This is a genomic window from Nocardia crassostreae (assembly GCF_001613405.1).
GTDB classification, from domain to species: Bacteria; Actinomycetota; Actinomycetes; order Mycobacteriales; family Mycobacteriaceae; genus Nocardia; species Nocardia crassostreae.
Genome location: NZ_BDCH01000001.1, coordinates 142,697 through 167,981 on the forward strand (window position 1 = coordinate 142,697; position 25,285 = coordinate 167,981).

17 protein-coding genes, 4 tRNA genes and 3 pseudogenes are annotated in these 25,285 nt (G+C 68.0%); 13 read left to right on the top strand and 11 right to left on the bottom strand.

The window, feature by feature from the left end; genetic code table 11:
• Window positions 1–370 precede the first annotated feature (370 nt).
• Window positions 371–1,441: a WD40 repeat domain-containing protein gene (locus NC4_RS00640; RefSeq protein WP_067531054.1), complete on the top strand. Its 1,071-nt coding sequence runs from the start codon at window positions 371–373 to the stop codon at window positions 1,439–1,441.
• Here NC4_RS00640 and NC4_RS00645 read toward each other — a convergent pair.
• Window positions 1,438–2,322 carry an oxidoreductase gene (locus NC4_RS00645; protein ID WP_067531055.1) on the bottom strand — a complete coding sequence of 295 codons (885 nt, stop codon included), beginning with the start codon at window positions 2,320–2,322 and terminating at the stop codon, window positions 1,438–1,440. The genes NC4_RS00640 and NC4_RS00645 overlap by 4 nt on opposite strands.
• A 158-nt stretch (window positions 2,323–2,480) precedes the next feature.
• Here NC4_RS00645 and NC4_RS40915 point away from each other — a divergent pair, with 158 nt between their 5' ends.
• Both NC4_RS40915 and NC4_RS00650 read left to right on the top strand, forming a co-directional pair.
• A complete protein-coding gene (locus NC4_RS40915; protein WP_169814710.1) occupies window positions 2,481–2,645 on the top strand; it encodes a DUF5993 family protein in 165 nt (54 codons plus the stop codon).
• Complete coding sequence (locus NC4_RS00650) at window positions 2,639–3,313, top strand: disulfide bond formation protein B (protein WP_067531056.1); 675 nt, start codon at window positions 2,639–2,641, stop codon at window positions 3,311–3,313. The genes NC4_RS40915 and NC4_RS00650 overlap by 7 nt, the downstream gene beginning before the upstream one ends.
• Window positions 3,314–3,380: 67 nt before the next feature.
• On the opposite strand, the pseudogene NC4_RS44340 reads toward NC4_RS00650, so the two are convergent.
• The 3 pseudogenes from NC4_RS44340 to NC4_RS44350 all read right to left on the bottom strand — a co-directional run.
• Window positions 3,381–5,180 (bottom strand): annotated as a pseudogene (locus tag NC4_RS44340) (non-ribosomal peptide synthetase); the annotation flags it as partial.
• Window positions 5,181–5,288: 108 nt separating this feature from the next.
• Window positions 5,289–7,073 (bottom strand): annotated as a pseudogene (locus tag NC4_RS44345) (condensation domain-containing protein); the annotation flags it as partial.
• Between the two features lie 135 nt (window positions 7,074–7,208).
• Window positions 7,209–7,418: pseudogene (locus tag NC4_RS44350) on the bottom strand (phosphopantetheine-binding protein); the annotation flags it as partial.
• Window positions 7,419–7,560: 142 nt separating this feature from the next.
• Between NC4_RS44350 and NC4_RS00660 the strand changes: the two are divergent.
• Window positions 7,561–9,177: a (2,3-dihydroxybenzoyl)adenylate synthase gene (locus NC4_RS00660; protein WP_067531057.1), complete on the top strand. Its 1,617-nt coding sequence runs from the start codon at window positions 7,561–7,563 to the stop codon at window positions 9,175–9,177.
• Between the two features lie 123 nt (window positions 9,178–9,300).
• Window positions 9,301–10,182 (top strand): oxidoreductase, encoded by an 882-nt coding sequence (locus NC4_RS00665; protein ID WP_067531058.1) that lies wholly within the window; start codon window positions 9,301–9,303, stop codon window positions 10,180–10,182.
• A 21-nt stretch (window positions 10,183–10,203) separates the two neighbouring features.
• Here the strand turns inward: NC4_RS00665 and NC4_RS00670 are convergent, their stop codons facing one another.
• Window positions 10,204–11,538: a salicylate synthase gene (locus NC4_RS00670; protein WP_067531059.1), complete on the bottom strand. Its 1,335-nt coding sequence runs from the start codon at window positions 11,536–11,538 to the stop codon at window positions 10,204–10,206.
• Between the two features lie 210 nt (window positions 11,539–11,748).
• Between NC4_RS00670 and NC4_RS00675 the strand changes: the two genes are divergently transcribed.
• Entirely contained in the window at window positions 11,749–14,133 is a 2,385-nt protein-coding gene (locus NC4_RS00675) for a glycerol-3-phosphate 1-O-acyltransferase (RefSeq protein ID WP_067531060.1), read from the top strand.
• The gene (locus tag NC4_RS00680) at window positions 14,130–15,653 is read left to right on the top strand and encodes an HAD-IB family hydrolase (RefSeq protein ID WP_369690654.1); all 1,524 of its coding nucleotides are present in this window, start codon (window positions 14,130–14,132) and stop codon (window positions 15,651–15,653) included. Before NC4_RS00675 ends, NC4_RS00680 begins: the two co-directional genes overlap by 4 nt.
• On the opposite strand, the gene NC4_RS00685 is transcribed toward NC4_RS00680, so the two are convergent.
• From NC4_RS00685 to NC4_RS00705, 6 genes are all read right to left on the bottom strand, one after another.
• A complete protein-coding gene (locus NC4_RS00685) occupies window positions 15,650–16,351 on the bottom strand; it encodes a polyprenol monophosphomannose synthase (protein WP_067531126.1) in 702 nt (233 codons plus the stop codon). The two genes, NC4_RS00680 and NC4_RS00685, sit on opposite strands and share 4 nt — an antisense overlap.
• 113 nt (window positions 16,352–16,464) lie before the next feature.
• Window positions 16,465–16,641, bottom strand: coding sequence for a hypothetical protein (locus NC4_RS39860; RefSeq protein ID WP_157554106.1), 177 nt, complete (start codon window positions 16,639–16,641; stop codon window positions 16,465–16,467).
• Between the two features lie 84 nt (window positions 16,642–16,725).
• Window positions 16,726–16,799 (bottom strand) — tRNA-Phe (locus tag NC4_RS00690).
• A 36-nt stretch (window positions 16,800–16,835) separates the two neighbouring features.
• Window positions 16,836–16,909: transfer RNA gene (locus NC4_RS00695), tRNA-Asp, on the bottom strand.
• A gap of 31 nt (window positions 16,910–16,940) precedes the next feature.
• Window positions 16,941–17,016 (bottom strand) — tRNA-Glu (locus NC4_RS00700).
• Window positions 17,017–17,108: 92 nt separating this feature from the next.
• Window positions 17,109–17,774: a TetR family transcriptional regulator gene (locus NC4_RS00705; protein ID WP_067531061.1), complete on the bottom strand. Its 666-nt coding sequence runs from the start codon at window positions 17,772–17,774 to the stop codon at window positions 17,109–17,111.
• A 1,062-nt stretch (window positions 17,775–18,836) separates the two neighbouring features.
• On the opposite strand from NC4_RS00705, the gene NC4_RS00710 reads away from it, so the two are divergent.
• The 6 genes from NC4_RS00710 (at window position 18,837) to phoU (ending at window position 25,184) form a co-directional block, all read left to right on the top strand.
• A tRNA-Lys gene (locus NC4_RS00710) sits at window positions 18,837–18,909 on the top strand.
• 156 nt (window positions 18,910–19,065) lie between these two features.
• Window positions 19,066–19,659, top strand: a complete 594-nt coding sequence (locus NC4_RS00715) for a DUF937 domain-containing protein (protein ID WP_067531062.1) — start codon at window positions 19,066–19,068, stop codon at window positions 19,657–19,659.
• A gap of 208 nt (window positions 19,660–19,867) precedes the next feature.
• On the top strand, window positions 19,868–20,830 hold the full coding sequence (locus tag NC4_RS00720) for an acyl-ACP desaturase (protein ID WP_067531064.1): 963 nt from the start codon (window positions 19,868–19,870) through the stop codon (window positions 20,828–20,830).
• A gap of 155 nt (window positions 20,831–20,985) precedes the next feature.
• Window positions 20,986–22,137, top strand: coding sequence for a tRNA dihydrouridine synthase DusB (dusB, locus tag NC4_RS00725; protein WP_067531066.1), 1,152 nt, complete (start codon window positions 20,986–20,988; stop codon window positions 22,135–22,137).
• A 150-nt stretch (window positions 22,138–22,287) separates the two neighbouring features.
• Window positions 22,288–24,447 carry an LCP family glycopolymer transferase gene (locus NC4_RS00730; RefSeq protein WP_067531068.1) on the top strand — a complete coding sequence of 720 codons (2,160 nt, stop codon included), beginning with the start codon at window positions 22,288–22,290 and terminating at the stop codon, window positions 24,445–24,447.
• Window positions 24,448–24,512: 65 nt separating this feature from the next.
• Complete coding sequence (phoU, locus tag NC4_RS00735; RefSeq protein ID WP_067531070.1) at window positions 24,513–25,184, top strand: phosphate signaling complex protein PhoU; 672 nt, start codon at window positions 24,513–24,515, stop codon at window positions 25,182–25,184.
• Window positions 25,185–25,285 lie beyond the last annotated feature (101 nt).

A 25,285-nucleotide genomic window follows, 5' to 3' on the forward strand; every position in this document is an offset into this window, starting at 1 on the left:
TGAGTGGTGTAGATACCCTCGGGAGCCGGTCTGTGTAATCCGGCTCGGGGTGGAAGAAGTCAGCGCAGGTTCACGCCGCTCGACCCACCCGGGGCCGGCTGGCTAAACCAGAAATACGCGCGCTGCATGCCCGGGACAGTACCAGAAATAACAATTCGTGCGTGTGGGCGCCGACACAATTTGGAATGTCGTCTCATGATGTGGGATCGAGGTCCACTGATCGGACGCTCGCGCACCACTCGGAAACAGCGTCGCGTGCACCCCATCCACGCTAGTCCCGCGCGGGGTCGAGATCGGTTCGCAAGTCCGCCCGGTAGACGAGGATCACACCGGACGGTTGCGCAACGATCTCGGATCGCGATGATCTCGCATGAGCACCGAATCGAATGTGCAAGACCCGGAACCGGTTTCGCCCCCGAGATCACGACGAACGCTGATCATCGGCGTGGCCGCCCTGGTTCTGGCCGTCATCGCCGCCGCTGCCGTCTTCCTGCTCCGGAAAGAAGACGAGGGCACGGCCTTTCCGGCATTCACCCCGTTCACCTACTCCGGCCACGGTGACGCGGTATTGACCGTCGGATGGTCGCCGGACGGTATGCGCATTGCCTCCGGCGGGTGGGACAAGTCCGTGCACATCTACGACTCGACCGGCAACCGGGAAGTGATCGAGTGCGCGCGCATGCCCATGCAAGTGCGCTCGCTGGCCTGGTCTCCCGACAGCACGCGGGTCGCGCTCGCGGACTTCGACGGGAATATGAACATCTGCGACGCCGCCACCGGGAAGACCACGGCGGCGGTCGTGGCCGAAACCTCCACCTTCGCCGTAACCGCGGTGGACTGGTCCCCGGATGGCGCCCAACTGGTGGTCGGCGCCGCCCCCGATGCCAGGGTGCTGATCCTCGACGCCGCCACCTTGCAGCAGTTTCAGGTCTACACCGGCCACGCGGGTTACATACAGGCCGTCGCCTGGTCGCCGGATGGCGAGCAGATCGCCTCGAGTGACAGCCGCGGATCGTCGAAGGACACACAGTTGCACATCTGGACCGCGGCCGATGCCTCGAAACGGGGAGTCGAGTACCGGACCGACAACTCCGTGGACGCCATGGCGTGGTCGCCCGACAGCGCCCGTCTCGCCGCCAATAGCGGCCGCGACAATGGGATCCAGATCATCGATATCGCGACGCGCCAGGTGGAGAGGACATATACGGTGACCGCCGGCGAAGTGTTCGCCCTCGCTTGGTCCCCCGACGGCGAGTTCATCGCCGCCGCCGACAGTGCGGGCCCCGTGGTGGTGCACCGTCCCTCGGGAGAGAAGGTCTTCACATTCACGGGCCATCCCAACCGAACTCGGGCGGTGGACTGGGCTCCGGACAGCAGCTATGTGGCGTCCGCCGACGGCGAGGACGACACCGTGCAGGTGTGGCGGGTCGTGATCGGCTAGCGGCGGTTGAAGGAGTAGCTGACCTTGGTCAGCTGCTCCGACAGCTCCCAGAGGCGACGGGCGGTGACCTCGTCGCGGGAGGCGGCGGTGGAGCCGCTGGAGCCCGGGTAGCCGCGCTGGCCCATGAAACCGGTGGGGCCGTAGAAGCCGCCGGGGTTCACGTCGGGAGAGATGGCGGCGAACAGGGTTGGGAGGGCGCCCATTTTGGCGGTTTGGGCGAACACCTTGTTGCCGAGGGCCATCAGGCGGTCCTGGATGGATTCGGTGTGGGACTGCAGGTCGGTGGCGGCGTAGCCGGGATGTGCGGCCAGGGAGAGCTTTTCCGAACCGGAGGCGGTGAGGCGGCGCTGTAGTTCGTAGGCGAACATGAGGTTGGCCAGTTTGGATTGGCCGTAGGCGGCCCAGCGCTGATAGCGGCGGCGCTCCCAGTTCAGATCGTGCAGATCGATCTTGCCGATGGAGTGCAGGCCGCTGGAGAGCGTGACGATGCGGTCGCGCACCTTGGGCAACAGCAGGCCGGTCAGCGCGAAGTGGCCGAGATGGTTTGTGCCGATCTGCTTTTCGAAGCCGTCGGCGGTGCGCCCGAGCGGCACCGCCATGATGCCCGCATTGTTGATGAGGACGTCGACGGTCTCGACGGAGTCGGCGAATTCGTGCACGGAGGCCAGATCCGACAGATCGAGGCGGCGCACCTGCGCGCCCGCGCCGATGGAATCGGCCACCGACCGCGCCTTCACCTCGTTGCGGCAGGCCATGATCACCTGTGCGCCCTTGTCGGCCAATGCCCGCGCGGTGACCGCACCGAGGCCGCTGTTGGCGCCGGTGACGACGAACGTCCGGCCGCTCTGATCGGGGATGTCCGAGATGTCCCAACCGCTCACGCGAACGAGTCTAGGTGCGGATGAGGCAGACCGCTGAGCCTCTTTTCGGCCCACTGATTGCCGATGACTTGCCATCGTGATGGCAACAGCACGCTCGACGGCGTGTCAAAGCTGGCTATGACCATCGCTGAACAGGCAAAGCTGTAGCGTCCGCCACCATGGACACGCTCATTCTCGCGGGTTTGCTGTGCGTCGTTTATCTGATCTATAAGCCGAGTCCCCGGCGGACCATTCTGTGGGGCTGGTGGATCGCGTTCTTCGCCGTGTGCGCGCTGCTGAAGTACCACATCACCAGCGGGCTCGGTTTGGGGCTGACATGGTGACCGCCACCCCGGCCGAGAGCACCGGCACGGAAGCGGACGACGGCGGCGGCATTCTGGGTCAGTTGCAGTACTGGCTCGCCGTCGTATTCATCATCGGCTGGACGGGCGTGGTCTGCGGCGGTCTCGGCGTGCAGTTCATCACCTGGGACTATCCGTGCCCGCTGTGCATGATCCAGCGCTACTTCATGTTCCTGGCCGCGATCGGCGGCGTGTACATCGTGCGCAAGGGCATGACCGGGTCCATCGCGCCGCGCGATTACGCGGTCGGCTGGGGCCTGGCGATAGTGGGCTGCTTCGGCGGCGGGTTCGCGGCGTGGCGGCAGACCATGCTGCACATTCTGCCCGGCGATCCAGGCTACGGCGGGGCGGTGCTCGGCCTGCACCTGTACGTGTGGGCGCTGATCCTGTTCGTGGCGGCCATCACGACAATCGGTGTGGTGCTTGTGTTCTCGTATCCGACTGCGCACACCAAGATCCCGGATACCCCGCATCACCTGATCGGCAAGCTGGCCATCGGGTTCTGCGCGCTGATCATCGTGGTGAACCTGGTCGCGGTGTTCTTCCTGGAGGGCTTCCACTGGGTGCTGCCCGACGACCCGGCCTGTTACCGGCTGCTGCACGATCTCGGCATTCTGGACGGCGGCTGCGTGCTGCCCAAGGACCACTGAGTCGGCACGCCGCACCGCCCACGATCCCCGTGCCCCGCGAAAGGTGCACGGGGATCACTTCTTCCGGTCAGGAGTGCGCGATCACCTCGTCGTCGGTCATGGCCGCCACCTCCAGGTAGAGCGCGGCGACCGCGGCCAAGCGGCCGGGCGCACCGGCGCGCTGCTCGCGCTCCAGCAGTCGCTGCGCCAAACCGGCCACGGTGCGGGCGGCGAAGAAGTCCGACACCACGGCATCGGGGGAATCCAGCCAATCCCGCACGCGGGCGATGACGGCGGTGGCCAGCACCGAATCGCCGCCGAGCGCGAAGAAGTCGTCGGTCACGCCGACCCGGTCCCGCTCCAGGACGAGGGCCACGATATCGGCGATGGCCCGCTCCGGATCGGTTCGGGGAGCGACGAATTCACCGGCCTCGTCCTCGGCCGACAGCAATGCCGCGATGGCCTTGCGATCCGGTTTGCCGTTCGAGGTGAACGGCAGTTCGGCCAGCAGTTCGACGCGAGTGGGAATCATGTAGGCGGGCACCAGGTCCGCGGCGGCGGCGAGCAGTTCGTCGACCACGAGGGTGACGCCGTCCACCGGCACCACCACGGCGGTGAGTTTCGGTGCGGCCGAACCGATCACCGCGGCAATGGCGTGCCGCACGCCCGGCAGGGCGCGCAGCGCGCTCTCCACCTCGCCGAGTTCCACCCTGTAGCCGCGAATCTTGACCTGGTGGTCGGCGCGGCCCAGGAACTCCAGGCCGCCATCGGGCAGGTAGCGCGCCAGATCGCCGGTGCGGTACCAGTTCACGCCCTCGTAGGTGACGAACCGGTCCGCGGTGCGCTCGGCGTCACCACGATATCCGGCGGCCACGCCGTCGCCGCCGATCCACAGCTCACCGGACACCCAGTCCGGGCAATCGTGCCCCGACGGCCCGACCACCCGGCACCGCACATTGCGCAGCGGGGTGCCGTACGGAACCGCCGTCCACTCCCGCGGCACTTCGGCATTCACCACTTCACAGATGGTGGAGTGAATGGCCGTCTCGGTCGCGCCGCCCAGGCCTGCGAAGCGGCAGTCGGGAGCGACCGCGGCCAAGCGGCCTGACAGCGCCACATCGACCCAGTCCCCGCCCAGGATCACCATGCGCAGGCTCGCCAGGGACTGTTCGGCGGCGGCCGTGAGCAGCATGTCGAGCAAGCTCGGCACGCAGTTGAGCACCGAAATCCGATGCCGCCGAATCAGTTCCAGCCACCGCCCCGGCTCGCCGCGCTGCGCCTCATCGAGGGCCACGACCGCTCCGCCCGCACTGAACAGCCCGAAGATGTCGTACACCGACAGATCGAATTCCAGCGCCGACAGCGCCAGCGCCCGATCCGCGACCCCGATCCCGAACCGCTCGTTGAGATCGTCGATGGTGTTCATGGCCGCCCGATGCGGCACCTCCACACCCTTCGGCTTACTCGTCGAACCGGACGTGAACAGCACATAGGCGATCGCCTCCGGATCCGGGAACACGGCCTCCGCCAACGGTTCCGGATGCGCCAGCGCCTGCTCCAGATACACGGTCGGCACCTCGGGCACGTCCGCCCCGGCGGTCAGCGCCGCCACCACCCCACCGGTGCGCAGGATCTCCGCCCGGCGCGCGGCAGGCTGATCAAAACCGATCGGCACGTACACCGCGCCCGCCGCCAGGACGCCGACGGTAGCCAGAATCTGCTCCGGCCCCTTCGACAACTGCACGGCGACCGCATCGCCCGGTCGCACCCCTACCGCCCGCAGCGCACCCGCCACCGCAAGCGCACGCGCGGCCAATTCCCCGTAGGTCAGCACCGCCGAAGTCGGCACGGTCGCCGAAGCCTCCGGACCGTCGAGCAGTCCGACGCCCTGCCGCAGTGCGACTCCTCCTGCCACAGTGGATATCTCATTGGCAGCGTCACCCGCGTACGCCGCGATGCCCCCCCCCGCGGCGAGGTCGGTGCGAACGTCGCGTTCCCAGATGACCGCCGGAGCTGCCGGATTCGTCGCCGCATGGGCGAACAACCCCGCGTGCAATGTGCGACCGGTGACGGGGCCGTCCGTGGCATTCACCCGGGCTCGGATCACGGCCTGTTCCACCGGAATTCGCACCGCGGCATCGGCGTCCCAGCCCGCCGGGGACACGGCCTGCGCGCGTCGCCGATCCGCCTGACCGTGGTCGCCGGAGGCGGCCGCACCGCCGTGATCGTGATCGTCCGCGGTGATTCCGCCCAGGCGCAGCACGGCGTCGATGTAGCGGCCGAACATGGTCTCGACCATGCCCACCGGAAAGGCGTCCCCGCGCACGTCCCAGTTCAGCAGCAGCCCGCCGCGCACCTCGGTGACCTGAGCATCGAGGAGGACCTGCGGGCCCTGAGAGATGATCCACACGGGATCGCCGAAGGTGGCGGTGACCTGGTCGGCGAAAAGCTCGCCCAGGTTGATCGCGCTGGTGTAGACGATCGGCGCGAGCACCGGCTCACCGCGCAGACGCCCCAGATCGCGCAGTACCTCGAGCCCCGCGTAACCGGAATGCGCTCCGGCGGCATGCAATTCGCGCTGCAATGCCTGCGCCCGCTCGGTGACGGTGGCGGGCGCGGTCACATCGACCTCCAGCAGCACCGAGGAGGTGAAGTCACCGACCACACCGTCAACCTGCGAATGCACCGGTTCCCGATGGAACAGCGGCAGATTCAGCAGGAACCGCCGCTGCGCCGACCAGCCGCCGATGGTCTCGGCGAATACCGAGGCCAGCGCCATGGCCGGAGTTATCCCGCGCGAGTGCGCGGCGGCGAACATGCGCGCCTTCGCCTCCGGCGACAGCCACCGATGGAAACGAACAGTCCGCCCGGTGCGGCCCGAGGCAACCTCCGTGTGGGCGGCTTCCGAAACCAGCACAGCCGCAGCCGTTCCCGCGCCGATCGATTCGGAACACGCATCGATGTCGCCGCGCGCCGAGGCGGTAGCGGCCGTGTCGAATGCGATCTCGCGCCGGGTAGCGGTGGCGGTACTCGCACGCGGAAGCTCAGGTGCGCCAGGCAGTTCCGGCAGGCGCTGCTGCCACCACTCCCGGTCCGCTTCGCGCTCCGGAGCAGGCCCGGCGTGCTCGGCGAGGTACTGGCGGAACGTGTAGTCCTGCGGCGGCAGCGTCTCACCGTGGTACAGCCGGGCGAGATCGGCGACCAGGATGCGGTAGCTCTGGGCATCGGCGGCCAGCATGTCGACGTCGAGGTGCAGACGGGTGCGGCCGTCCGGCAGCAGGGTGAGGGCGATATCGACGACCTGGCCGTCCTCCACCGCCATCAGCTGGTGAGTCCGCTTGTCCCGCAACTCCTCCAGCACCCGCTCGGCCTCGACGGCGTCGCCGGCGCGCAGATCGGTGACGCTCCACACCGGCCGCCCCGGCCGGTCGAGGGTCTGCTGGGTCCCGTCCGGCAGGAAGCGCGTGCGCAACATAGGATGCCGGGCCACCAGCGCCTCGACCGCCGCACCCAACCGCTCCGGATCCACACCCGCACCATCGAATTCGACATACAAGTGGGCCGCGACCGCACCGAGCTCCTGCCCCTCGGACCGCCCGATCCAATACGCGTGCTGCATCGGTGCGAGCGCGAACGGCGTGCCATCGTCGGCGGCAATGGCCGAATCCTCCGCCCGCGCTACCCCAGCGGGATCGCCAATCGCTCCAGCTTCCGCGTCCACACCCTCGTCGGCGGCCGGATCCGCACCCGCCCCAGTGCCGTTCACTCCAATCTGCGCCACAGCGCCGCGCGCCGTGCCCGCGGTATCGGTGCCCGCGACCTGCGTGGCCGCCGGGTTCACGTACGCCGCGCCGCTGGGTGTCGTGTCGGGCGCGGGGGTGTCGATGCCGCCGAGGAGGCGGTGCCAGGCGGCGAGGGTGGGTTCGGCGGCGAGTTGGGCGAAGTTGACGGACAGGCCGCGTTTGCGCCAGGAACCCGCGAGTTTCATGGCGCGGATGGAGTCCAGGCCGAGTTGGATCAGGTCGGCGTCATCGGTGATCTCGTCCGTGGGGAGGGCGAGGTGGTCGGCGATGGCGGCGCGGATCTCGTCTCGGGTGATGCGCGATCCGGGGGCGGCTGACTCCATTTCCGCTGGTACTCCTTGTTCGGGGCGGGGGACACACCGTTGGTTTTCCGGATTGCCGGAAGTCTTTGGCAGCAGCGTACCCAATTGAGATAGGGTTGCCTAACCTATGTAGCCGCATCCTTACTCGTCAGAGGCCAGAGCTGTGAATTCCACCCGTACCGCCGCCCAGGATCACCGTGACGGCTTCGTCCCCTTCCCCGCCGATCTCGCCGAGAGCTACCGGCGGGCGGGGTATTGGGCGGGCCGCCCGCTCGGTGAACTGCTGCGCGATGCGGCGCGGCGGTGGCCGGATCGCCCGGCGGTGCTGACCGACTGGGAGCAGACGAGCTACGCCGACCTCGATGCCGCGGCCGACCGGATGGCGCACGGCTTCCTGGCGCTCGGCATCGCCCCCGGCGACCGGGTGGTCGTCCAACTGCCCAACGTGCCCGAATTCCCGGCGGTGCTGTTCGGCCTGCTGCGCGCCGGAATCATTCCGGTGCTGACCCTGCCCGCGCACCGCCGCGCCGAGATCGAGCACCTCACCAAGCTGTCCGGCGCGGTGGCCTACGTAATCGCCGACCGGCTCTGCGATTACGACTACCGCGTCCTGGCCGCCGAGGTCGCGGCCGCCGCGCCCGCGCTGCGGCACGTACTGGTGCTCGGCGAGCCCGGGGCCTACACCGGCCTGGATTCCGTACCCGCGGACGGTGATTCGCTGCCCGAGCCGGATGCCTCCGATATCGCCATCATGCTGGTCTCGGGCGGCACCACCGGTCTGCCCAAGCTGATCGCACGCACCCACGACGACTACACCTACAACGCCAAGGCCAGCGCCGCGGTCTGCGAACTCGGCCCCGACGACGTCTATCTCGCGGCACTCCCTGTCGCCCACAACTTCCCGCTGGCCTGCCCGGGCATCTTGGGCACCATCGCCACCGGCGGCGGTATGGCCTTCACCACCGATCCCAGCCCGGAGAACGCCTTCGCCGCCATCGAGCGGCACGGCGTGACCGTCACCGCCGTCGTTCCGCCGCTGGCCCAGCTCTGGTCCGCCGCGGTCGAATGGGAGGAGGCCGATCTGTCCACGCTGCGCTTGCTCCAGGTGGGCGGCGCGCGCCTGGCGGAAGTCAATGCCCGCGAGGTCGTTCCCGCTCTGAACGTGCGCCTGCAGCAGGTGTTCGGCATGGCCGAGGGCCTGCTCAACTACACCCGTGCCGAGGACTCCGCCGATATCGTCTGCACCACCCAGGGCCGCCCGCTCTCCCCCGCCGACGAGGTGCGGGTGGTCGACGCCGACGGCAAGGACGTCGCGGACGGCGAGGAGGGCGAACTGCTCACCCGCGGCCCCTACACCATTCGCGGGTATTACCGTGCGCCCGAACACAATGCGCGCGCCTTCACCCCGGACGGCTTCTACCGCAGCGGCGATCTGGTGCGCCGCCTGCCCAGCGGCCACCTCGTGGTCTCCGGCCGGATCAAGGATGTGATCAACCGCGGCGGCGAGAACATCTCCTGCGACGAGCTCGAGGAGCATCTGCCCGCCCACCCCGCGGTCCGGCACGCGGCCGCCGTGGGCCTGCCGGACGCCGTGCTCGGCGAGAAGGTGTGCGCCGTCCTGGTCGTGGACGGCGCCATGCCGACGCTGGCGGAGATCAAGACCTTCCTCACCAAGCGCGGGCTGGCCACCTACAAGCTGCCCGATGTGCTGCGCCAGGCCGACGCCCTGCCCATCACCGCCGTCGGCAAGATCGACAAGAAGGCGCTGCAGGCCTCCTGACCGCCCAGCACGAATCCGGCCGGGGCGCACACTGAACAGCGTGTTCAGCCCCCTTGCGCGGGTGTGGATTTACTCACGGCTCTCCCGCGCGACGACACGCAGGACACATCATAGAGTTCGTCCATGGGTGGGTGGAACACATCGAATATTCCGGACCAGACGGGCAAGACCTTCATCGTCACCGGCGCGACCAGCGGCCTGGGCGCGGCCACCGCGCGCGGGCTGGCCGAGGCGGGCGCACACGTGATCATGGCCTGCCGCAACGAGATCAAGGCGCAGGCCGTCGCCAAGAGCATCGACGGCCGCGTGCACGTGCGCCCGCTCGACCTGGCGGATCTGTCCTCGGTGCGCGCCTTCGCCGCGACCGTGGACCACGCCGACGGGCTGATCAACAATGCCGGTGTGATGGCGGTGCCCAAGGGCGCCACCGCCGACGGCTTCGAAACGCATATCGGCACCAACTATCTCGGCCACTTCGCCCTGACCGGCCTACTGCTGGAACGTATTTCGGGGCGGGTGGTGAACGTCTCCAACCATACGCACTACATCGGCCGCATCGATCTGGACGATCTGCACTGGGAACGCCGCGCCTACACCGGAATCGGCGCCTACGCGCAGACCAAACTGGCGCTGCTGCTGTTCACCTACGAACTACAGCGGCGGCTGCCCACCGCCGGTTCCGCCAAGCTGGCGCTGGCCGGGCATCCGGGATACGCGGCCACCGAGATCAATTCCAAGACCCAGAATCTGTTCGAGCAGTTCATCGCCCTCGGCAACCGCCTGGTCGCCCAGGACGCCGACATGGGCGCGCTGCCGACGCTCTACGCGGCGACAGCCGAGGTCGAGCCGGGCGGCTACTACGGCCCGGACGAGTGGTTCGGCTTCCGCGGGCATCCGGTGCGCATCGATTCCAGCGCGGCCTCCCGCGAGGAGAAGACCGCGCAACTGTTGTGGGAGCGCGCCGAGGAACTGACCGGCGTCGAATTCCGTTTCCCGGCCGCCTGATTACGCCCGCGCCGCGGTCGCTCAGGCCCGCACGATGTAGGGCGCGACGCTGCCCAGCTTCTCGCAGGTCTCCTCGAACTCCCGCTCCGGCCGCGACTGCCCGACCACGCCCGCACCGGCGCGCAGCCACGCTCCCGCACCGGTCTGATAGACCGCGCGCAGCACCAGGGTCGCCTCCAGCGCCCCGTCCGGCGACACCGTGACCACCGCACCGGAATACAGCCCGCGCGGATCGTGATCGAGCCGGAACACCGCGTCCACACCGGCCGCCTTCGGAATCCCGGAGGCGGTCACCGACGGGAAGAGCGTTTCCAGGGCGTCCCACGGGCTGCGGTCGGCCGCCAGCCGCCCCTTCACCGTGGAGGCCAGATGCTGCACGCTGCCGCGCTCGCGCACCGCCATGAAATCCGAGACCGCCGTGGTGTCGGGCTCGGCCACGGCCGCGATCTCCGCGAACGAGGTCTGCACCGAAATGGCGTGCTCGACAATCTCCTTGGGATCGCTGATCAGCTCGGCGCGCGCCGCCATGTCCACGGCGTGCCCGCGCCCGAAGGCCCGGGTCCCGGCCAGCGGTTCGGTGGTGACGGTGCGATCGGCGGCCACCGCGGCCACCAGTTCCGGGCTGAATCCGGCCGCCTCCAGGCCGCCCAGCCGCAGCAGGAACGACCGCGCCGGGGTGTTGTGCATGCGCCCCAGCCGGTAGGTGTCCGGAATATTCACGGCGAAGGGCAGATCCACCTTCCGCGACAGAATGACCTTCTGATACTTGCCGTCGTTGATCTCGGCGACACCGGCCGCCACGCGATCCCGGTACCCGGTCGGATCAAGGGTGATGTCCACCGGATGCGCGACCGGCGCGGCGCTGTGCCGCGCCCCGGCGATGAGCTCGTGGATATCGGCCGCCTCGGCGGGCGTCGCACCGCGGATGCGCACCCCGGTCTCGTCGATATGGACCTCGATGCGCGGAATCATCAAGTGCGCCAGCGTGGCCCGCGGATGCACGTGCGCCGTCGCGCCCAGCGACCAGGCGCAGAATTCGAAACCGACCCACCCGAAGACCCGATGTGCGCCCAGCGGCAGTCCGGCCAGGGCGCGATCCACGGCCTGCGCCGGGCTGCCCGCCCAGGGTCCCGCCGTGGTCTCGCCGTCCCAGGTGATCCGCAGTTCGTCGGCGTCGAGTTCGACGCCGCCGATCGGTGCGGCGGCGAAAACCCAGGAGCCCGGCCGTTCGTAGACCACGTACTCGCCGAAGCGATCCGCGGCCGCCAGGGCGGCCATGGCCGCGACCGGATCGGTGACGCGCTCGTCAGCCTGTTGCTCGCCGTCGAGCCGTACCCGTTCGTCCGTGGCCGACACCAGTCCTCCAAGGTTATGCTTACCTTACTCAGTGCAGTGAGGTTAGCATTACCTCTTTTCAAATTACGATACCCGCGGAGGGACCTTGATCACGTCCCCGGCTACCCCTCGAATACGACGTTCCGAAGCAGGAATTGACCTACTAGGCAACTCCGCGGCGGAGTTTCCGCTTGAATGGATTGCGGCGGCTCACGCGCGGAGGGAACGAAGATGCTCGATCATGACAGCCGGCTCCCGGAGGCCACCACCACCCCGGGCTCGGTCGTCGCGCTAATCGACGCCACCGGCCGCGTGGAGCGTGAGCTGGTAGGCAACTGGCTGGCCGAGGGCGGCATCGCACAGGAATTCGGCACCGCCGCGCCGGTGACCCAGCTCGACCTCGACGCCGACGCCGTCACCTCCCGCCTGGTCGGGCGCAGCGACGACCCCCTGGTGGTGCCGGTGCGGGTGCTGTGGCTGCCGCCGGAGCGGGATGGCGTGCGGCGCACCACCTTCACCGATCTGCTCACCCTGTCCAATCCGCGCAAGCCCAACCGGCTCATGCAGCGGCGGCTGATCAACAAGGCGCCGGACCGGCACCTGGTGCTCACCGGCCAGCCCGCGCGGCTGAGCGAGCTGCGCGCCAACAATCCCGGTGCGGCCGGTGCGCCGGAGGCCTTCGCCCGGGCCATCGTGCGCGCGGGCATCGTGGCCCTGGAACGCGCCGAGCGGGCCGTCATCGGCGACCGGTACAAGGTGCCGCGCCTGGTGGTCGAGGAGATCCTGGACTCGCCGGAGTTCCTGCGGCGTCTGGACGCCATCGCCGAGGACACCGGGACCCAGCCGCGCGAGATCTACCGCCGCGCGGAGAAGGGCCTGCGCGAACTGGTGGCCGCGCAGAGCCGACTGGTGTCGGACCTGTTCACCCAGGCGATGCGGCCGGTGCACGCCTCCACCTGGAAGGTCGACAGCGACGAGACCGGACTGGACCGGCTGCGCCACCTGAACCGGCGCTATCCCCTGGTCTTCCTGCCCTCGCACCTGTCCTATGTGGACGCGTTCGTGCTCGGAGACATTCTGGCGCGCAACGACTTCCCGCCCAATCACGTGGTGGGCGGCGCGAATCTGAAGTTCTGGCCGATCGGGCCCATCGCGCGGCGCACCGGAACCGTGTTCATCCGGCGCAGTTTCGGCGACGACGAGGTGTACAAGGCCGTCGTCGAGGAGTACTTCGCGTATCTGCTGGCCAAACGCTTCAATCTGGAGTGGTATTTCGAGGGCGGGCGCACCCCCACCGGGAAGCTGCGGCCCCCGCGCTACGGGTTGCTGAACTACCTTGCGGCGGCGCTGCGTTCGGCGCGCATCGACGATGTGATGCTGGTGCCGGTCTCCATCACCTACGAGCGGCTCAACGAGATCGGCGCCATCGCCGACGAGCAGACCGGCGGCAGCAAACAGGCCGAGGGGCTGGCCTGGATGGCGCGCTACATTCGCAGCCAGCAGCATTCGGCCGGACATGTGTACGTGCGCTTCGGCAATCCGCTCTCGGCGCGCGATCGGCTTGCCGCGCACGGTGATCCGCTCAGCCCGCAACCCGTTCCGACGATTCCGGACACCGCCGATCCGGAGGACAAACACGATCTCGAGCACCGCGCCGTGCAGCAGCTCGCCTTCGAGGTCGCGGTCGGCATCAATGCCGTCACGCCCATCACCGTCAATGCCCTCACCACCCTGGTACTGCTCGGCGTGCACGAACGCGCCTTGACGCGAGACGAACTGCGCGCGGCCATCGCCCCGGTGCTCGGCTATATCGAGGGCCGGGAACTGCCGCGCGGTGAACTCGACACGCTGCGTGACGATCACGGCCTGGCGGTGGTGCTCGAACAGCTCGCCATCGCCAAGGTGGTCACCATCTATCGCGGCGGCCTGGAGCCGGTGTACTCCATCGGCGCGGGCGCGCATCTGGAGGCGGCCTTCTATCGCAACAGCGCGGTGCACTGGTTCGTCAATCGCGCCATTCTCGAACTGGCCATTCTCACCGCGGTCGAGGCCACCGAGGGCGATCAGCTGCGGGTGGGCTGGGAGGCCGCCTATCGGCTGCGCGATCTGCTCAAATTCGAATTCTTCTTTCCGGAGCGCACCGAATTCACCAGTCAGCTGACCGCGGAGATGCTGCGCGTGGATCCGGAATGGCATCGCCGCACCGCCGCGGGCACCGTCGGATCCGAAATCCTGGCGCGGCTGGCGGAATCCGGCTTCATGATGGCGCACCGCGTGCTGCGGTCCTTCTTCGACGCGCAATTGGTGGTGGCCGAACGGCTGGCCGCCCGCGATCCGGCCGCGCCCATCGACAAGAAGGCGTTCATCGACGAATGCCTCCAGGTCGGCAAGCAGATGCTGTTGCAGCAGCGGCTGCACAGCCCGGAGTCGGTGTCCTCCGAATTGTTCGGCAGCGCACTGCGACTCGCGGACAACCACGGGCTGCTCACGCTCGGCGAGGATGCCGCCGACCTGGCGGCCCGGCGCATGCGTTTCGCCGCCGAACTGCGCGCCATCGGGGGCCGCATCTCCCGCGCCGCCACGCTCGATCCGTCCAACCGGATGGACGCGCTATGACGCACCGGGCTCCCGGCGCGGACACCGCGGCCCGCCCGCATCCGCCCCTGCTCGGCGTCGGCATCACCCAACAACCCATCGGCGCAATGGATCTCGACGAGGCGGTCGCGGCCATCCGCACCGGCCCGCAGGGTCCGCACAGTGCCGCCGTCTTCGACTTCGGCGGCACCGTGGTGGCCGGATTCGATCCGCCGCCGCTCATGCGCCGCATCGTGCGCGGCCGCGCCGGGCGGCGCACCCTGGCCGCGACCCTGCTCGGCAGTATTCGCGGCGCCCGCAGCGAGGGGGAATACGAGCGATTCCTCCAGCACGCCATGTACACCTGGGCGGGCGTGCCCGAGGCCGAGCTGGCGGAGATCGGCGCGCAGTTGTTCGCGCGCACGGTGCACGGGCACCTCTATCCCGAGGCCTGGCGGCTGATTCGCGAGCACGAGGCCGCCGGGCACACCGTCGTGCTGGTGAGCGCGCTCACCCGGTACCAGGTGCGGCCGGTGGCCGAGGAGCTCGGCATCACGCACGTGCTGTGCACCGCCATGAGCGTCCAGGACGGCGTGCTCACCGGGCACGTGGATGGAAAGCCGCTGTGGCGCAATGGCAAAGCCGAGGCCGTCCGGCGCTTCGCCGGTGCGCACGGAATCGAGTTGTCGCGCAGCTGGATCTACGCCGACGCCGCCGCCGATCTGCCGCTGCTCCAGCTCGCCGGGCATCCGGTCGCCGTCAACCCCGACCCCCGGGTGGTCCTCGAGGCCGCCGAAAAGGATTGGCCGGTCCTGCATTTCCGACCCCGCCAGGCGCCCGGTCCGCTCGACTACGCCCGCACCCTCGCCGGTTTCGGCGGACTGCTGGGCGGCGCGCTGTTCGGGGTCGCCGCCAAGGCGCACACCAAACAGCGGCGGCAGATGGCGGATTCGATGCTGGTGCACGCCGCCGACTCCACCCTGCGCGGCTCCGGGGTCCGGGTCCGCGTCACCGGGGCCGAGTACACGCGCGCGCCGCGACCGGCGGTCTTCGTCTTCAATCACCAGAGCCAGTTCGACATCGTGGTGCTGGCCGAGGTGCTGGGCACCGGCTTCACCGGCATCGCCAAGAAGGAGATCACCAAGAATCCGGTCTTCGGCCCGCTCATGCGGTTCGTGGAGGTCACCTTCATCGACCGCGCCGACAAGGCGGCCGCCAAGGCCGCGCTCGCCCCCGTGGTCGAAACCCTGCGCGGCGGACTGTCGGTCGTCATCGCGCCCGAGGGCACCCGCTCCCTCACCCCGCGCATAGGCCCGTTCAAGAAGGGCGCCTTCCACATCGCCATGCAGGCGGGCGTGCCGATCATCCCCGTCGTCATCCGCAATGCCGGAGAAATCGCATGGCGCAATTCGGCAATCGTGCGCAAAGGCGTCGTGGACGTGGCGGTGCTACCGCCCATCGACGTGAGCGGCTGGGATCCGGCCGATATGGACGCCGAAGTCGAGGGCGTGCGTCAGCTGTTCGTGGACACGCTGCTGCACTGGCCCAAGGACGAGACCTAGACCTGCTTGCCGAACAGCAGCTTCCACGGCATGGCCGCGGATTCCAGCTGCACCTTCAGACTCATCTTGGACGCGCCCAGGGTGCGCTCCTCGAAGCGGATCGGCACCTCGGCGATGGCGATGCCCTTCTTCACGGTGCGGTAGTTCATCTCGACCTGGAAGGAGTAGCCATTGGACTTGATCGAGGCCACATCGATGGCGCGCAGCGTATCCGCCTTCCACGCCTTGAATCCCGCGGTGGCGTCCTTCACACCCAGGCGCAGAATCAGATTCACGTAGAAGTTGGCCCAGGCCGAGAGGGCCTTGCGGTACCACTTCCACTCCTCGGCGGTGGAACCGCCGGGCACGTAACGGGATCCGAGCACCACACCGGCGTCGCTGTTCTCCAGCTTGTCCAGCATGGCCGGAATGACCTCGGCCGGATGCGACAGATCGGCGTCCATCTGGATCACCACATCCGCGCCCTCGTCCAGCGCCTTGGTGATGCCCGCGATGTAGGCGCGCCCCAGCCCGTCCTTCTCGGTCCGGTGCAGCACGCTCACCACACTGGGAAGGTACGCGGCCAGCTTGTCGGCCACCTCACCGGTACCGTCCGGCGAGTTGTCGTCGACGACCAGCACGTGCAGGTCGGCCACCGGTAGCGCAGTCAGCCGCTCCACCGCCACCGGCAGGTTCTCCCGCTCGTTGTAGGTCGGCACCACCACGGTCACCTTCAAAGCCTTACCCTCCCACTTAGGTCATTTGCGCTCACGAAACCCTAGTCGATGGACCTGAATGACACATGAGCGCATCAATGGGCGCGCCCGGTTATTCAGTCCTCTTCATTGTCCGCGGCCTTGTTCCTGGCCCGGGCGATCTCCAAAGCCCGTTCGGCAGTGGCTTTGTCGGGGTAGGGACCCATCCGATCGTTGACCCAGCCCTGCTTACCCTGCACGGCCTTGTGTTCCGAGAGGTCGTAGTACCAAGCCTGGTCATCAGAATCAGCCATGACTCCAGCATTACACCAAGATCGGAAGGCTTGGCCGCAACACGAGAAAAAGGCCACACCCGGAGGTGCGGCCTTCTCGAACTGTGGCCAGAGCCGGGATCGAACCGGCGACCTTCCGCTTTTCAGGCGGACGCTCGTACCAACTGAGCTACCTGGCCGAAAGGCACCCGACTCGAATGCCAAGCTGTGTCTTGCGACCCTGACGGGACTCGAACCCGCGACCTCCGCCGTGACAGGGCGGCGCGCTAACCAACTGCGCCACAGGGCCTTGCTTGCTCCTCCAGCAATGTGACCATTGCTGGTACCCCCTACGGGATTCGAACCCGCGCTACCGCCTTGAAAGGGCGGCGTCCTAGGCCGCTAGACGAAGGGGGCCCGCCAGATTTCTCTGGACCGTTTGCTCAACGGCTTCCGTTGGGAGCGGAGATAGCTTATGACAGTCTCCGGGTTATTCCCAAATCCGCTGGTCAACCTCCCAAATTGAGATCTTCCAGCCGGGCCGTCACGCGCCAGCCGACGCGCCGGAACTCCTCGGTCCACTCCGGTGTCGCGGTGGCCTCCACGATCACTTCGAGCGCCTCGGTGAACCGGGACCGCAGATCCACCGGGCCGCCCAGCACATCGGCGATATAGCGCTGACCGGCCAGCGCCGCCGCCAGGGTGCGGGTGAAGCGGTCCGGATCGGCGTCGTCGCGCAGCTGTTTGTGCTCGGCGGCGCGCACCGCGAGCAGCCGGATGGCGCGCCCTAGGATGCGGCCACCGCCCGCCTGGATGTCGCGGTAGAACTCGGGCTCGATGATGAGCCGGAACTCGGCCTGGATGATGATGTCGTTCTCCAGCCGCAGGGCGACCTCGTCGATCATGCCGTGTAGCACGTCGAGTGGGCCCAGATCGCCTCGGGCGAGCCATCTTTCGGTCGATGCTCGATATCGGTCGACGGCGGCTTCCAAGACCGTGCGCGCCAGATCCTCCTTGGAGTCGAAGTGGAAGTACATCGCGCCCTTGGTAGCGCGTGACCCCTCCAATATACGGTTGAGCGATGCAGCGGCATAGCCGCTCTTCCCGAACTCAACGGCGGCGGACCTGATGATCGCCGCGCGTGTCCGGCGGGCCCGCTCTTGCTGCCGTGCCATGCTCGAAACGCCTCCGAAGCTAGCTACCGTCGCGAACCCCTTGCCGGGCCTCGACGCAAAGTTACGTGTCTTTCAAATACTTCAGAACGGGCTTGCGCCCGAATTACCAAACTCTTGGTACGAAAAAGCGCGAAAAACTTGAAACACACCAACTGGTATAGTTTTTCACGCCCGGGTGCGCCGCAGGGGGTGCGCACCCGGGCGTTCTCGTCGTCTGGTCCGCCTCCCGCAGCTACATCCATTGCACCGCGCTCGGCCAGACCGCGCGCGACACGTATCGGGCACATTCAACGATAAGCCGAATCCCGTGCCGCCGGGGCAATCCCGGTTCTTCGGGAATTCACCAGTCGGTCACCGTATCCGGAAAGCGCACCCTGCGTGAGGTGTACCGGAAAGTCAGTTAGCCAGCCCGCCCCCTATCGAACACCGCAATTTCGCAGCTACCAGCTGGGCGATTGGTCCAAATAGCCGAATTCGCCCCTATCCCAAGGATGTTCGATCCACCGGTCATGCCCGCCCGAGCCACCCCCATCGGCACGGCATCACCGTCGGATCGACGCCATCCCCACGGCGCCGGCGCCGGCTCCGACCGGTTGTCACCCCCCAACCCAAATTGATTGCCACACATTACCATTGGATGATATTCCCAACCGGCCTGAGCGAAACAAACTGAGTGGCAACGCGATTGCCGGACACGCCGGGGCGGGGCGGGTCAGCGGGCGCTCACCTCCGCGCCCGGCCCGCCCGCCCGAGACCCGGCCGCCCACCGGAACCCGGGCCACCGCCCCCGGGTGCCCCACCGACCGGTCCGCACGCTCCCGGCATCCCCAACCTTCCCCCGATCCGCCCACCGCCTCCCCAGCGCGCTCCCCTCGATTCGGACCCGCCCATCCCCCTTCGAGCCCCCAGCGCGATCGCCCGCCCACCCCGCAACCCCCGGCGACACCGCCCCGCCGCGCCACCCGCGCCAACGTCATTGACCTGTGCAAACATCCGGCGTCACACCACAATCGGATACTCGTTTAACAACTGGCCGACCGGCACCGTAAACTGTCGTCCCGCGCCCCTATAGCTCAGTTGGTAGAGCTACGGACTTTTAATCCGCAGGTCCCAGGTTCGAGCCCTGGTGGGGGCACACATCTGCCCGTATGGGCAGGCGATACGCCGAGGGGCCCGAACACCGCGTTCGGGCCCCTCGCCACATCTGCGAATCTGTGGCAATCTGTCCGTTTTTCGCCTACCGTGACCTGAGTAGGGCTTTTCCGGGACCCCATCAACTCAGGCGGAGTTCATGACTTCCTTCGATGACCTGCTCTCCCAAGTACCCGTCGCCCAGATCGCCGATAAGCTCGGTGTCGACCAAGCCACCGCGACCACGGCAATCAGCGCGGCGATTCCGGTTCTCCTCGGCGGGCTACAGGCAAAAGCCAGCAACCCCGACGCGGCGACGGAGATAGAAGGCCAGATCGCCAAGCAGCCCGACGACCTGCTCGACGGCGGCGTCAATATCGACCAGGTCGATGTCGCCGGTGGCGACAAGATCGTCGACCAGACCTTCGGCGCGGAGAAGAACACCGTGATGAGCGCCCTGGGCAATGTCGGCGGCAGCAATATCACCCAGGACCTCATGGGCAAGCTGCTGCCCATGCTGGCCCCCATCGTGCTCGCCTATATCGGCAAGAAGGCCATGGGCGGCGGTGCGAGCACGCAGGCCGCCGGTGGCGGCGGCGGACTCGGTGACATTCTGGGTAGCCTGCTCGGTGGAGCGACCGGCGGCAAGGGCGGCGGCGGACTGGGCGACATTCTCGGCTCAGCGCTCGGCGGCAAGGACGCCGGCAACGTGCTCGGCAACGTGCTGGGCGGACTGCTCGGCGGCAAGAAGTGAGATCACACCGAATTCCGGTGTGCGGCTAACGAACTGCGGCCCACGGCGATAGACAGTCGCCGCGGGCCGCGTTCATGTGACATCCCTCACGGGTGCCGCAATGACGCACTTGTGAGTTTCACATCACCCTACGGTCACGTAGGGTATGGGCTCGGCGGCAGGCCGGCGAGGGAAGACAGCACACCGCACGACAACGAAGGGCACATACATGGCAAGGGATCTGACTCAACTCGAACTGCTCACGGAGTTGGAGCCGGTTGCCGCGGAGAACGTCGATCGCCACCTCTCCCTGGCCAAGGAATGGCATCCGCACGACTACGTGCCGTGGGACGAGGGACGCAACTTCGCCGCCATGGGCGGCATCGACTGGGATCCGGAACAGTCGAAGCTGAGCGAACTGGCCAAGGCGGCCATGATCACCAACCTGCTCACCGAGGACAACCTCCCCTCCTACCACCGTGAGATCGCCGAGAACTTCTCCCAGGACGGCGCCTGGGGCACCTGGGTCGGTCGCTGGACCGCCGAGGAGAACCGGCACGGCATCGTCATGCGCGACTATCTGGTCGTCACCCGCGGCGTGGATCCGGTCGCCCTGGAACAGGCGCGCATGATCCACATGACCAACGGATTCGCCTCTCCCACAGTGGAAGACGCCGGCTTCCTGCACTCGGTCGCGTACGTGACCTTCCAGGAGCTGGCCACCCGCGTCTCGCACCGCAATACCGGCAAGGTGTGCGACGACCCCATTGCCGACCGCATGCTCCAGCGCATCGCGGCCGACGAGAACCTGCACATGATCTTCTACCGGAACATGTGCGGCGCCGCCCTGGACCTCTCGCCCGATCAGGCGCTCAAGGCCATCACCCTGATTCTGGAGAACTTCCAGATGCCGGGCGCGGGCATGCCCAACTTCCGCCGCAATGGCGTGCTCATGGCCAAGCACGGCATCTACGACCTGCGCCAGCACCTCGAAGAGGTGGTCAATCCGGTGCTCAAGAAGTGGAAGATCTTCGAGCGCGACGACTTCACCGCCCGCGGTGACGCGGTCCGCAACCGCCTCGGCGAGTTCCTGGAGAAGCTGTCCAAGGACGTCGTGAAGTTCGAGGAACAGCGCGACCGCATGCTCGCCCGCGAGGCGGCCAAACGCGAGCGCGAGCTCCAGGACGCGTAGGCGCCGGTGGGGGGGGCTTCGCCCCCACACCCCCAGCTGAAAAAGAGGGGGGTCCGTGGGCCTGAGCCCCCGGACCCCCCTCTTTGCCCCCTTTCATGCGCAGCGCAGAGGTATGTGTCCCCGGGCACAGTCGCCGTGATGAGACACTGGTCGGCATGACAACCTCGATCGAAGCCCCCCGGACCGCTTTGCGAATCGGCCCCTACCCGGTCGATCCGCCGGTCGTGCTGGCTCCGATGGCGGGCATCACCAATGTCGCCTTCCGCACGCTGTGCCGGGAGTTCGGCAGCGCGACCTCGATCTACGTGTGCGAGATGATCACCGCGCGGGCGATCGTCGAGCGCAATGAGAAGACGCTGCACATGATGGCGTTCGGGCCCGACGAGAGCCCGCGGTCCATGCAGCTCTACGGCGTCGACCCGAAGACCCTCGGCGAGGCCGTGCGCATCGTCGTCGGCGAGGGCTGGGCCGACCACATCGACCTCAATCTGGGCTGTCCCGTGCCCAAGGTGACCCGGCTGGGCGGCGGCGCGGCGCTGCCGTACAAGCGGCAGCTGTTCCGCGACATCATGAAGGCGATGGTGTCGGCCGCCGAACCGGCGGGCGTGCCGGTGACCGTGAAGTTCCGCATCGGCATCGACGACGAGCACCTCACCTATCTCGACACCGGCCGCATCGCCGCCGCGGAGGGCGCCAAAGCGGTTGCCCTGCACACCCGTACGGCGGCGCAGCGCTACTCCGGCGAGGCCGACTGGAGCGCCATCGCGCGGCTCAAGGAGGCCGTCACCGATATCCCGGTGCTCGGCAACGGCGATATCTTCAGCGCCGCCGACGCCGTGCGCATGATGGCCGAAACCGGCTGCGACGGTGTCGTGGTCGGGCGCGGCTGCCTGGGCCGCCCGTGGCTGTTCGCCGAACTCGAGGCCGCGCTGCGCGGCGAACCCCTTCCGGCCCCGCCGAATCTGGGCAAGGTCGGCGAAATCCTGTACCGGCACGCCAGTTTGCTCGTCGCCCACGACGGCGAGGAGAAGGGCATGCGGGATCTGCGCAAGCATATGGCCTGGTACCTCATGGGGTTCCCGGTCGGCGGCGATCTGCGCCGCTCCTTCGCGACCGTGGGCAGCCTGGCCCAATTGCAGGAGCTGATCGGCAAACTCGACCCCACCGCACCCTTCCCCAAGGATGCCGAGGGCCCGCGCGGTCGGCAGGGCTCGCCGGGCAAGGTGTCGCTGCCGCACGGCTGGCTCGACGATCCCGAGGATCCCACCGTCCCGTGCGCCGCCGACGTAATGCACAGCGGCGGCTGAAAATATCGCCTCCCGCGTTCCCGAACCGATCGCCGTACCCCTGGCAGACTTTTCTGTGAGCTACACCCGGTGGATTCCCGTTCGAGTGGTCCATCGTGGCGGAATCGTTATCATGACGGTCGGCATCGAATAGCAAAGTGAGGTTCGTTGGTGGGTGACGATCGGTACGGGCGTACGCCACGGCCCGGAGGTCGCGCCCCGTGGGAGCGCTACCCCGCGGACGAGGACGCCCAGTCATCCACCGGCCGCCGCGCGCGCCACGGCGATTCCGCGACGCCCGGCTCCGCGCCCATCTCGGTGCAGGATCTGGTCGAACGCGTGGACAGCGAGCGCAAGTCGCGTCGCCGCCGCCGCCGGGCCGAACCCGAGCCCCCGGCCGCGCCGCCCGCGGCCGCCACACCCGACGACGACGAATCGATCGCCCCCGGCCGCACCCGCCGCCACGGCGATACCGTCGGCTGGCCGCCCGCGGCCAACGGCGCCCGGCGCACCGTGCCCGGAGAGCCGCCCGCCGCCAATAGCGCTCGCCGTCCCGCCGATCCGGGCACGACCGGCGCCCGCCGCGCAGTCACGCCGGACTCCGCCGCCGCCAAGACTTCTCAGTACGCGGCCGTGGAATCCACCGGGAAGCGCCGGGTCGACCCCGCCGCGGATCCGGTCACCGAAGAGCTACCCGCGATCACCGATCCGCCCCCGGTACGCGCCAAGTCCGCCAAGACGCCGCGCGCCGCCCGCGTCGAATCGCCCGCCGACTATCCGACCACCGCCCTGCCGACCCCGGTTGGCGCACAGTCCGTCTCGCGGCTGACCGCCAGCAGGCGCCGCCGCAATCGCAAGATGCAGATCGCCGGGCGCAGTGCGCTCGCCGTCTTCGCGGTGCTCACCATGCTGATCACCGGCACCGGCTGGAGCTATCTGAAGACCAAGGACAACGGCTTCAACCAGGTGACCGCCATCGATCCGAACTCCCCGGACGTGGTCGACGCCAATGCCCAGTACGGCGATGAGAACTTCCTCGTCATCGGCACCGACACCCGCGCGGGCGTGAACGCCGGGCTGGGCGCGGGCACCACCGAGGACGCCGAGGGCGCGCGCGCCGACACGGTCATGCTGGTGAACATTCCGGCCAATCGCGATCGCGTGGTCGCGGTGTCGTTCCCGCGCGATCTGGATGTCACGCGGCCGGTCTGCGAGGGCTGGGACAACGACAAGGGCACCTACACGGGCGAATCCTTCCCGTCGGCCATCGGCGACAAGCTCAATGCCGTCTACGCGCTAGGCGGGCCGAAATGCCTGACCAAGGTGATCCAGAAGCTGTCCGGCCTCAAGATCAACCACTTCGTCGGAATCGATTTCGCCGGTTTCGAATCCATGGTGGACACCATCGGCGGCGTGGAGGTCTGCGCCACCAAGCCGCTCATCGACGACACGCTCGGCACCATTCTCACCGAGCCCGGTAAGCAGATCGTCAACGGCGCCACCGCCCTCGACTATGTGCGCGCCCGGCACGTGTACGGCGAGGAACGCAGCGACTACGACCGCATCAGCCGCCAGCAGCGGTTCCTGTCCTCGCTGCTGCGCGGGGCGCTGTCGAGCAAGGTGCTGTTCGATCCGGGCAAGCTGAACGGGTTCATCAACGCCTTCGCCAACCACTCGTTCATGGACAACGTCACCACCAAGGACCTGCTCATGCTCGGGCAGTCGCTGCGGAAGGTGGAGGCCGGGGCCATCACCTTCCTCACCGTGCCCACGGCGGGAACCACGTCCTACGGCAATGAGATTCCGCGCGAATCCGATATCAAGGCCATCTTCCGCGCGGTCATCGACGATCAGCCGCTGCCCGGTGAGAAGGCGCCCGATCCGGAGACCACCACCACCGAGGAAGCGCCCAGGCCCAAGCTCACCGCGGTCGATCCGAGCAATGTGTCGGTGCAGGTCTCCAATGGCTCCGGCATCGGCGGCATCGCCTCGACCACCGCCACCAAACTGTCCAATCAGGGCTTCCAGATCTACAGCACCGGCAACTACGCCGAGGGCACCTCGCCCAAGACCAAGGTCCGCTACTCCAGCGGGCAGGAGGCGGCGGCCGCCACCGTGGCCAGCGCCATCCCCGGCTCGAGCCTCGAGGCCGCCACCGGATTGGGCAGCATCGTGGAGGTCGTGCTGGGCGCCGACTACGCCGCAACCATCAAGACGCCGACCGCCTTCGGGCAGACCCTGCCGGACGCGCCGATCTCCACCGATGCGGCGCAGGTCACACTCCCGTCCGACCTGGAACATGTGAACGCGGCCGACGACACGTGTAAATAGCAGCGGCACCGATGTTCACCCACCGTTGGTGACTTGGTCAGCAGCTACTACTAATGTCTTGACTCATGCGTGTCATCTACAACGAACAAATGGCCGAGCTCGCCGATCTGCTCGGCGGCATGGCCGGGCTCGCCGGATCGGCGATGGAGCGGGCGACCAACTCGCTGCTCGACGCCGATCTCGAGCTCGCGGAGCAGGTGATCACCGAGTACGACCGCATTGCCGAGATGATCCAGCTGGCCGAGGAGAAGGCGTTCGCGCTGCTGGCCCTGCAGGCCCCCGTCGCCGGTGATCTGCGGCAGGTGGTCAGCGCCATTCAGATCGTCTCCGACGTCAACCGCATGGGCGCGCTCGCCCTGCACGTGGCCAAGATGACGCGGCGGCGCTTCCCGGCGCACGCCGTGCCCGAGGCGGTCAACAGCTACTTCGCCGAAATGGGCCGCATCGCGGTCAAGATGAGCGCCACCGCCAAGGAGGTGCTGGAGACCCGCGATCCGGAGCGGGCCGCCAAGCTCACCGATGACGACGAGGCGATGGACGATCTGCGCAAGCATCTGTTCACGCTGATCATGGATCGCGACTGGGACCACGGCGTGCCGTCCGCGGTCGACGTGGCGCTGCTGGGCCGCTACTACGAGCGGTTCGCCGACCATGCCGTGGAGATCGGGCGCCGGGTGGTGTTCCTGGTGACCGGCGTGCTGCCGCCGGACCCGGACTCGGAGAAAGAGACGCTCTAGGACCCACTCCCGGGGCCCTCAGGGGCAAGCCCCTGAAACCCCCTCGAGCCCCGGAGCCCTCCGGAACCTGGGACATAGGCACGACTTCGGCACCCGCACAC

Coding starts and splice junctions, on each gene's coding strand:
- phoU (WP_067531070.1), top strand. CDS start 24,513: ATGCGTGTCATCTACAACGAACAAATGGCCGAGCTCGCCGATCTGCTC.
- dusB (WP_067531066.1), top strand. CDS start 20,986: ATGACAACCTCGATCGAAGCCCCCCGGACCGCTTTGCGAATCGGCCCC.
- NC4_RS00650 (WP_067531056.1), top strand. CDS start 2,639: ATGGTGACCGCCACCCCGGCCGAGAGCACCGGCACGGAAGCGGACGAC.
- NC4_RS00720 (WP_067531064.1), top strand. CDS start 19,868: ATGGCAAGGGATCTGACTCAACTCGAACTGCTCACGGAGTTGGAGCCG.
- NC4_RS00675 (WP_067531060.1), top strand. CDS start 11,749: ATGCTCGATCATGACAGCCGGCTCCCGGAGGCCACCACCACCCCGGGC.
- NC4_RS00665 (WP_067531058.1), top strand. CDS start 9,301: ATGGGTGGGTGGAACACATCGAATATTCCGGACCAGACGGGCAAGACC.
- NC4_RS00680 (WP_369690654.1), top strand. CDS start 14,130: ATGACGCACCGGGCTCCCGGCGCGGACACCGCGGCCCGCCCGCATCCG.
- NC4_RS39860 (WP_157554106.1), bottom strand. CDS start 16,641: ATGGCTGATTCTGATGACCAGGCTTGGTACTACGACCTCTCGGAACAC.
- NC4_RS00705 (WP_067531061.1), bottom strand. CDS start 17,774: ATGGCACGGCAGCAAGAGCGGGCCCGCCGGACACGCGCGGCGATCATC.
- NC4_RS40915 (WP_169814710.1), top strand. CDS start 2,481: ATGGACACGCTCATTCTCGCGGGTTTGCTGTGCGTCGTTTATCTGATC.
- NC4_RS00715 (WP_067531062.1), top strand. CDS start 19,066: ATGACTTCCTTCGATGACCTGCTCTCCCAAGTACCCGTCGCCCAGATC.
- NC4_RS00640 (WP_067531054.1), top strand. CDS start 371: ATGAGCACCGAATCGAATGTGCAAGACCCGGAACCGGTTTCGCCCCCG.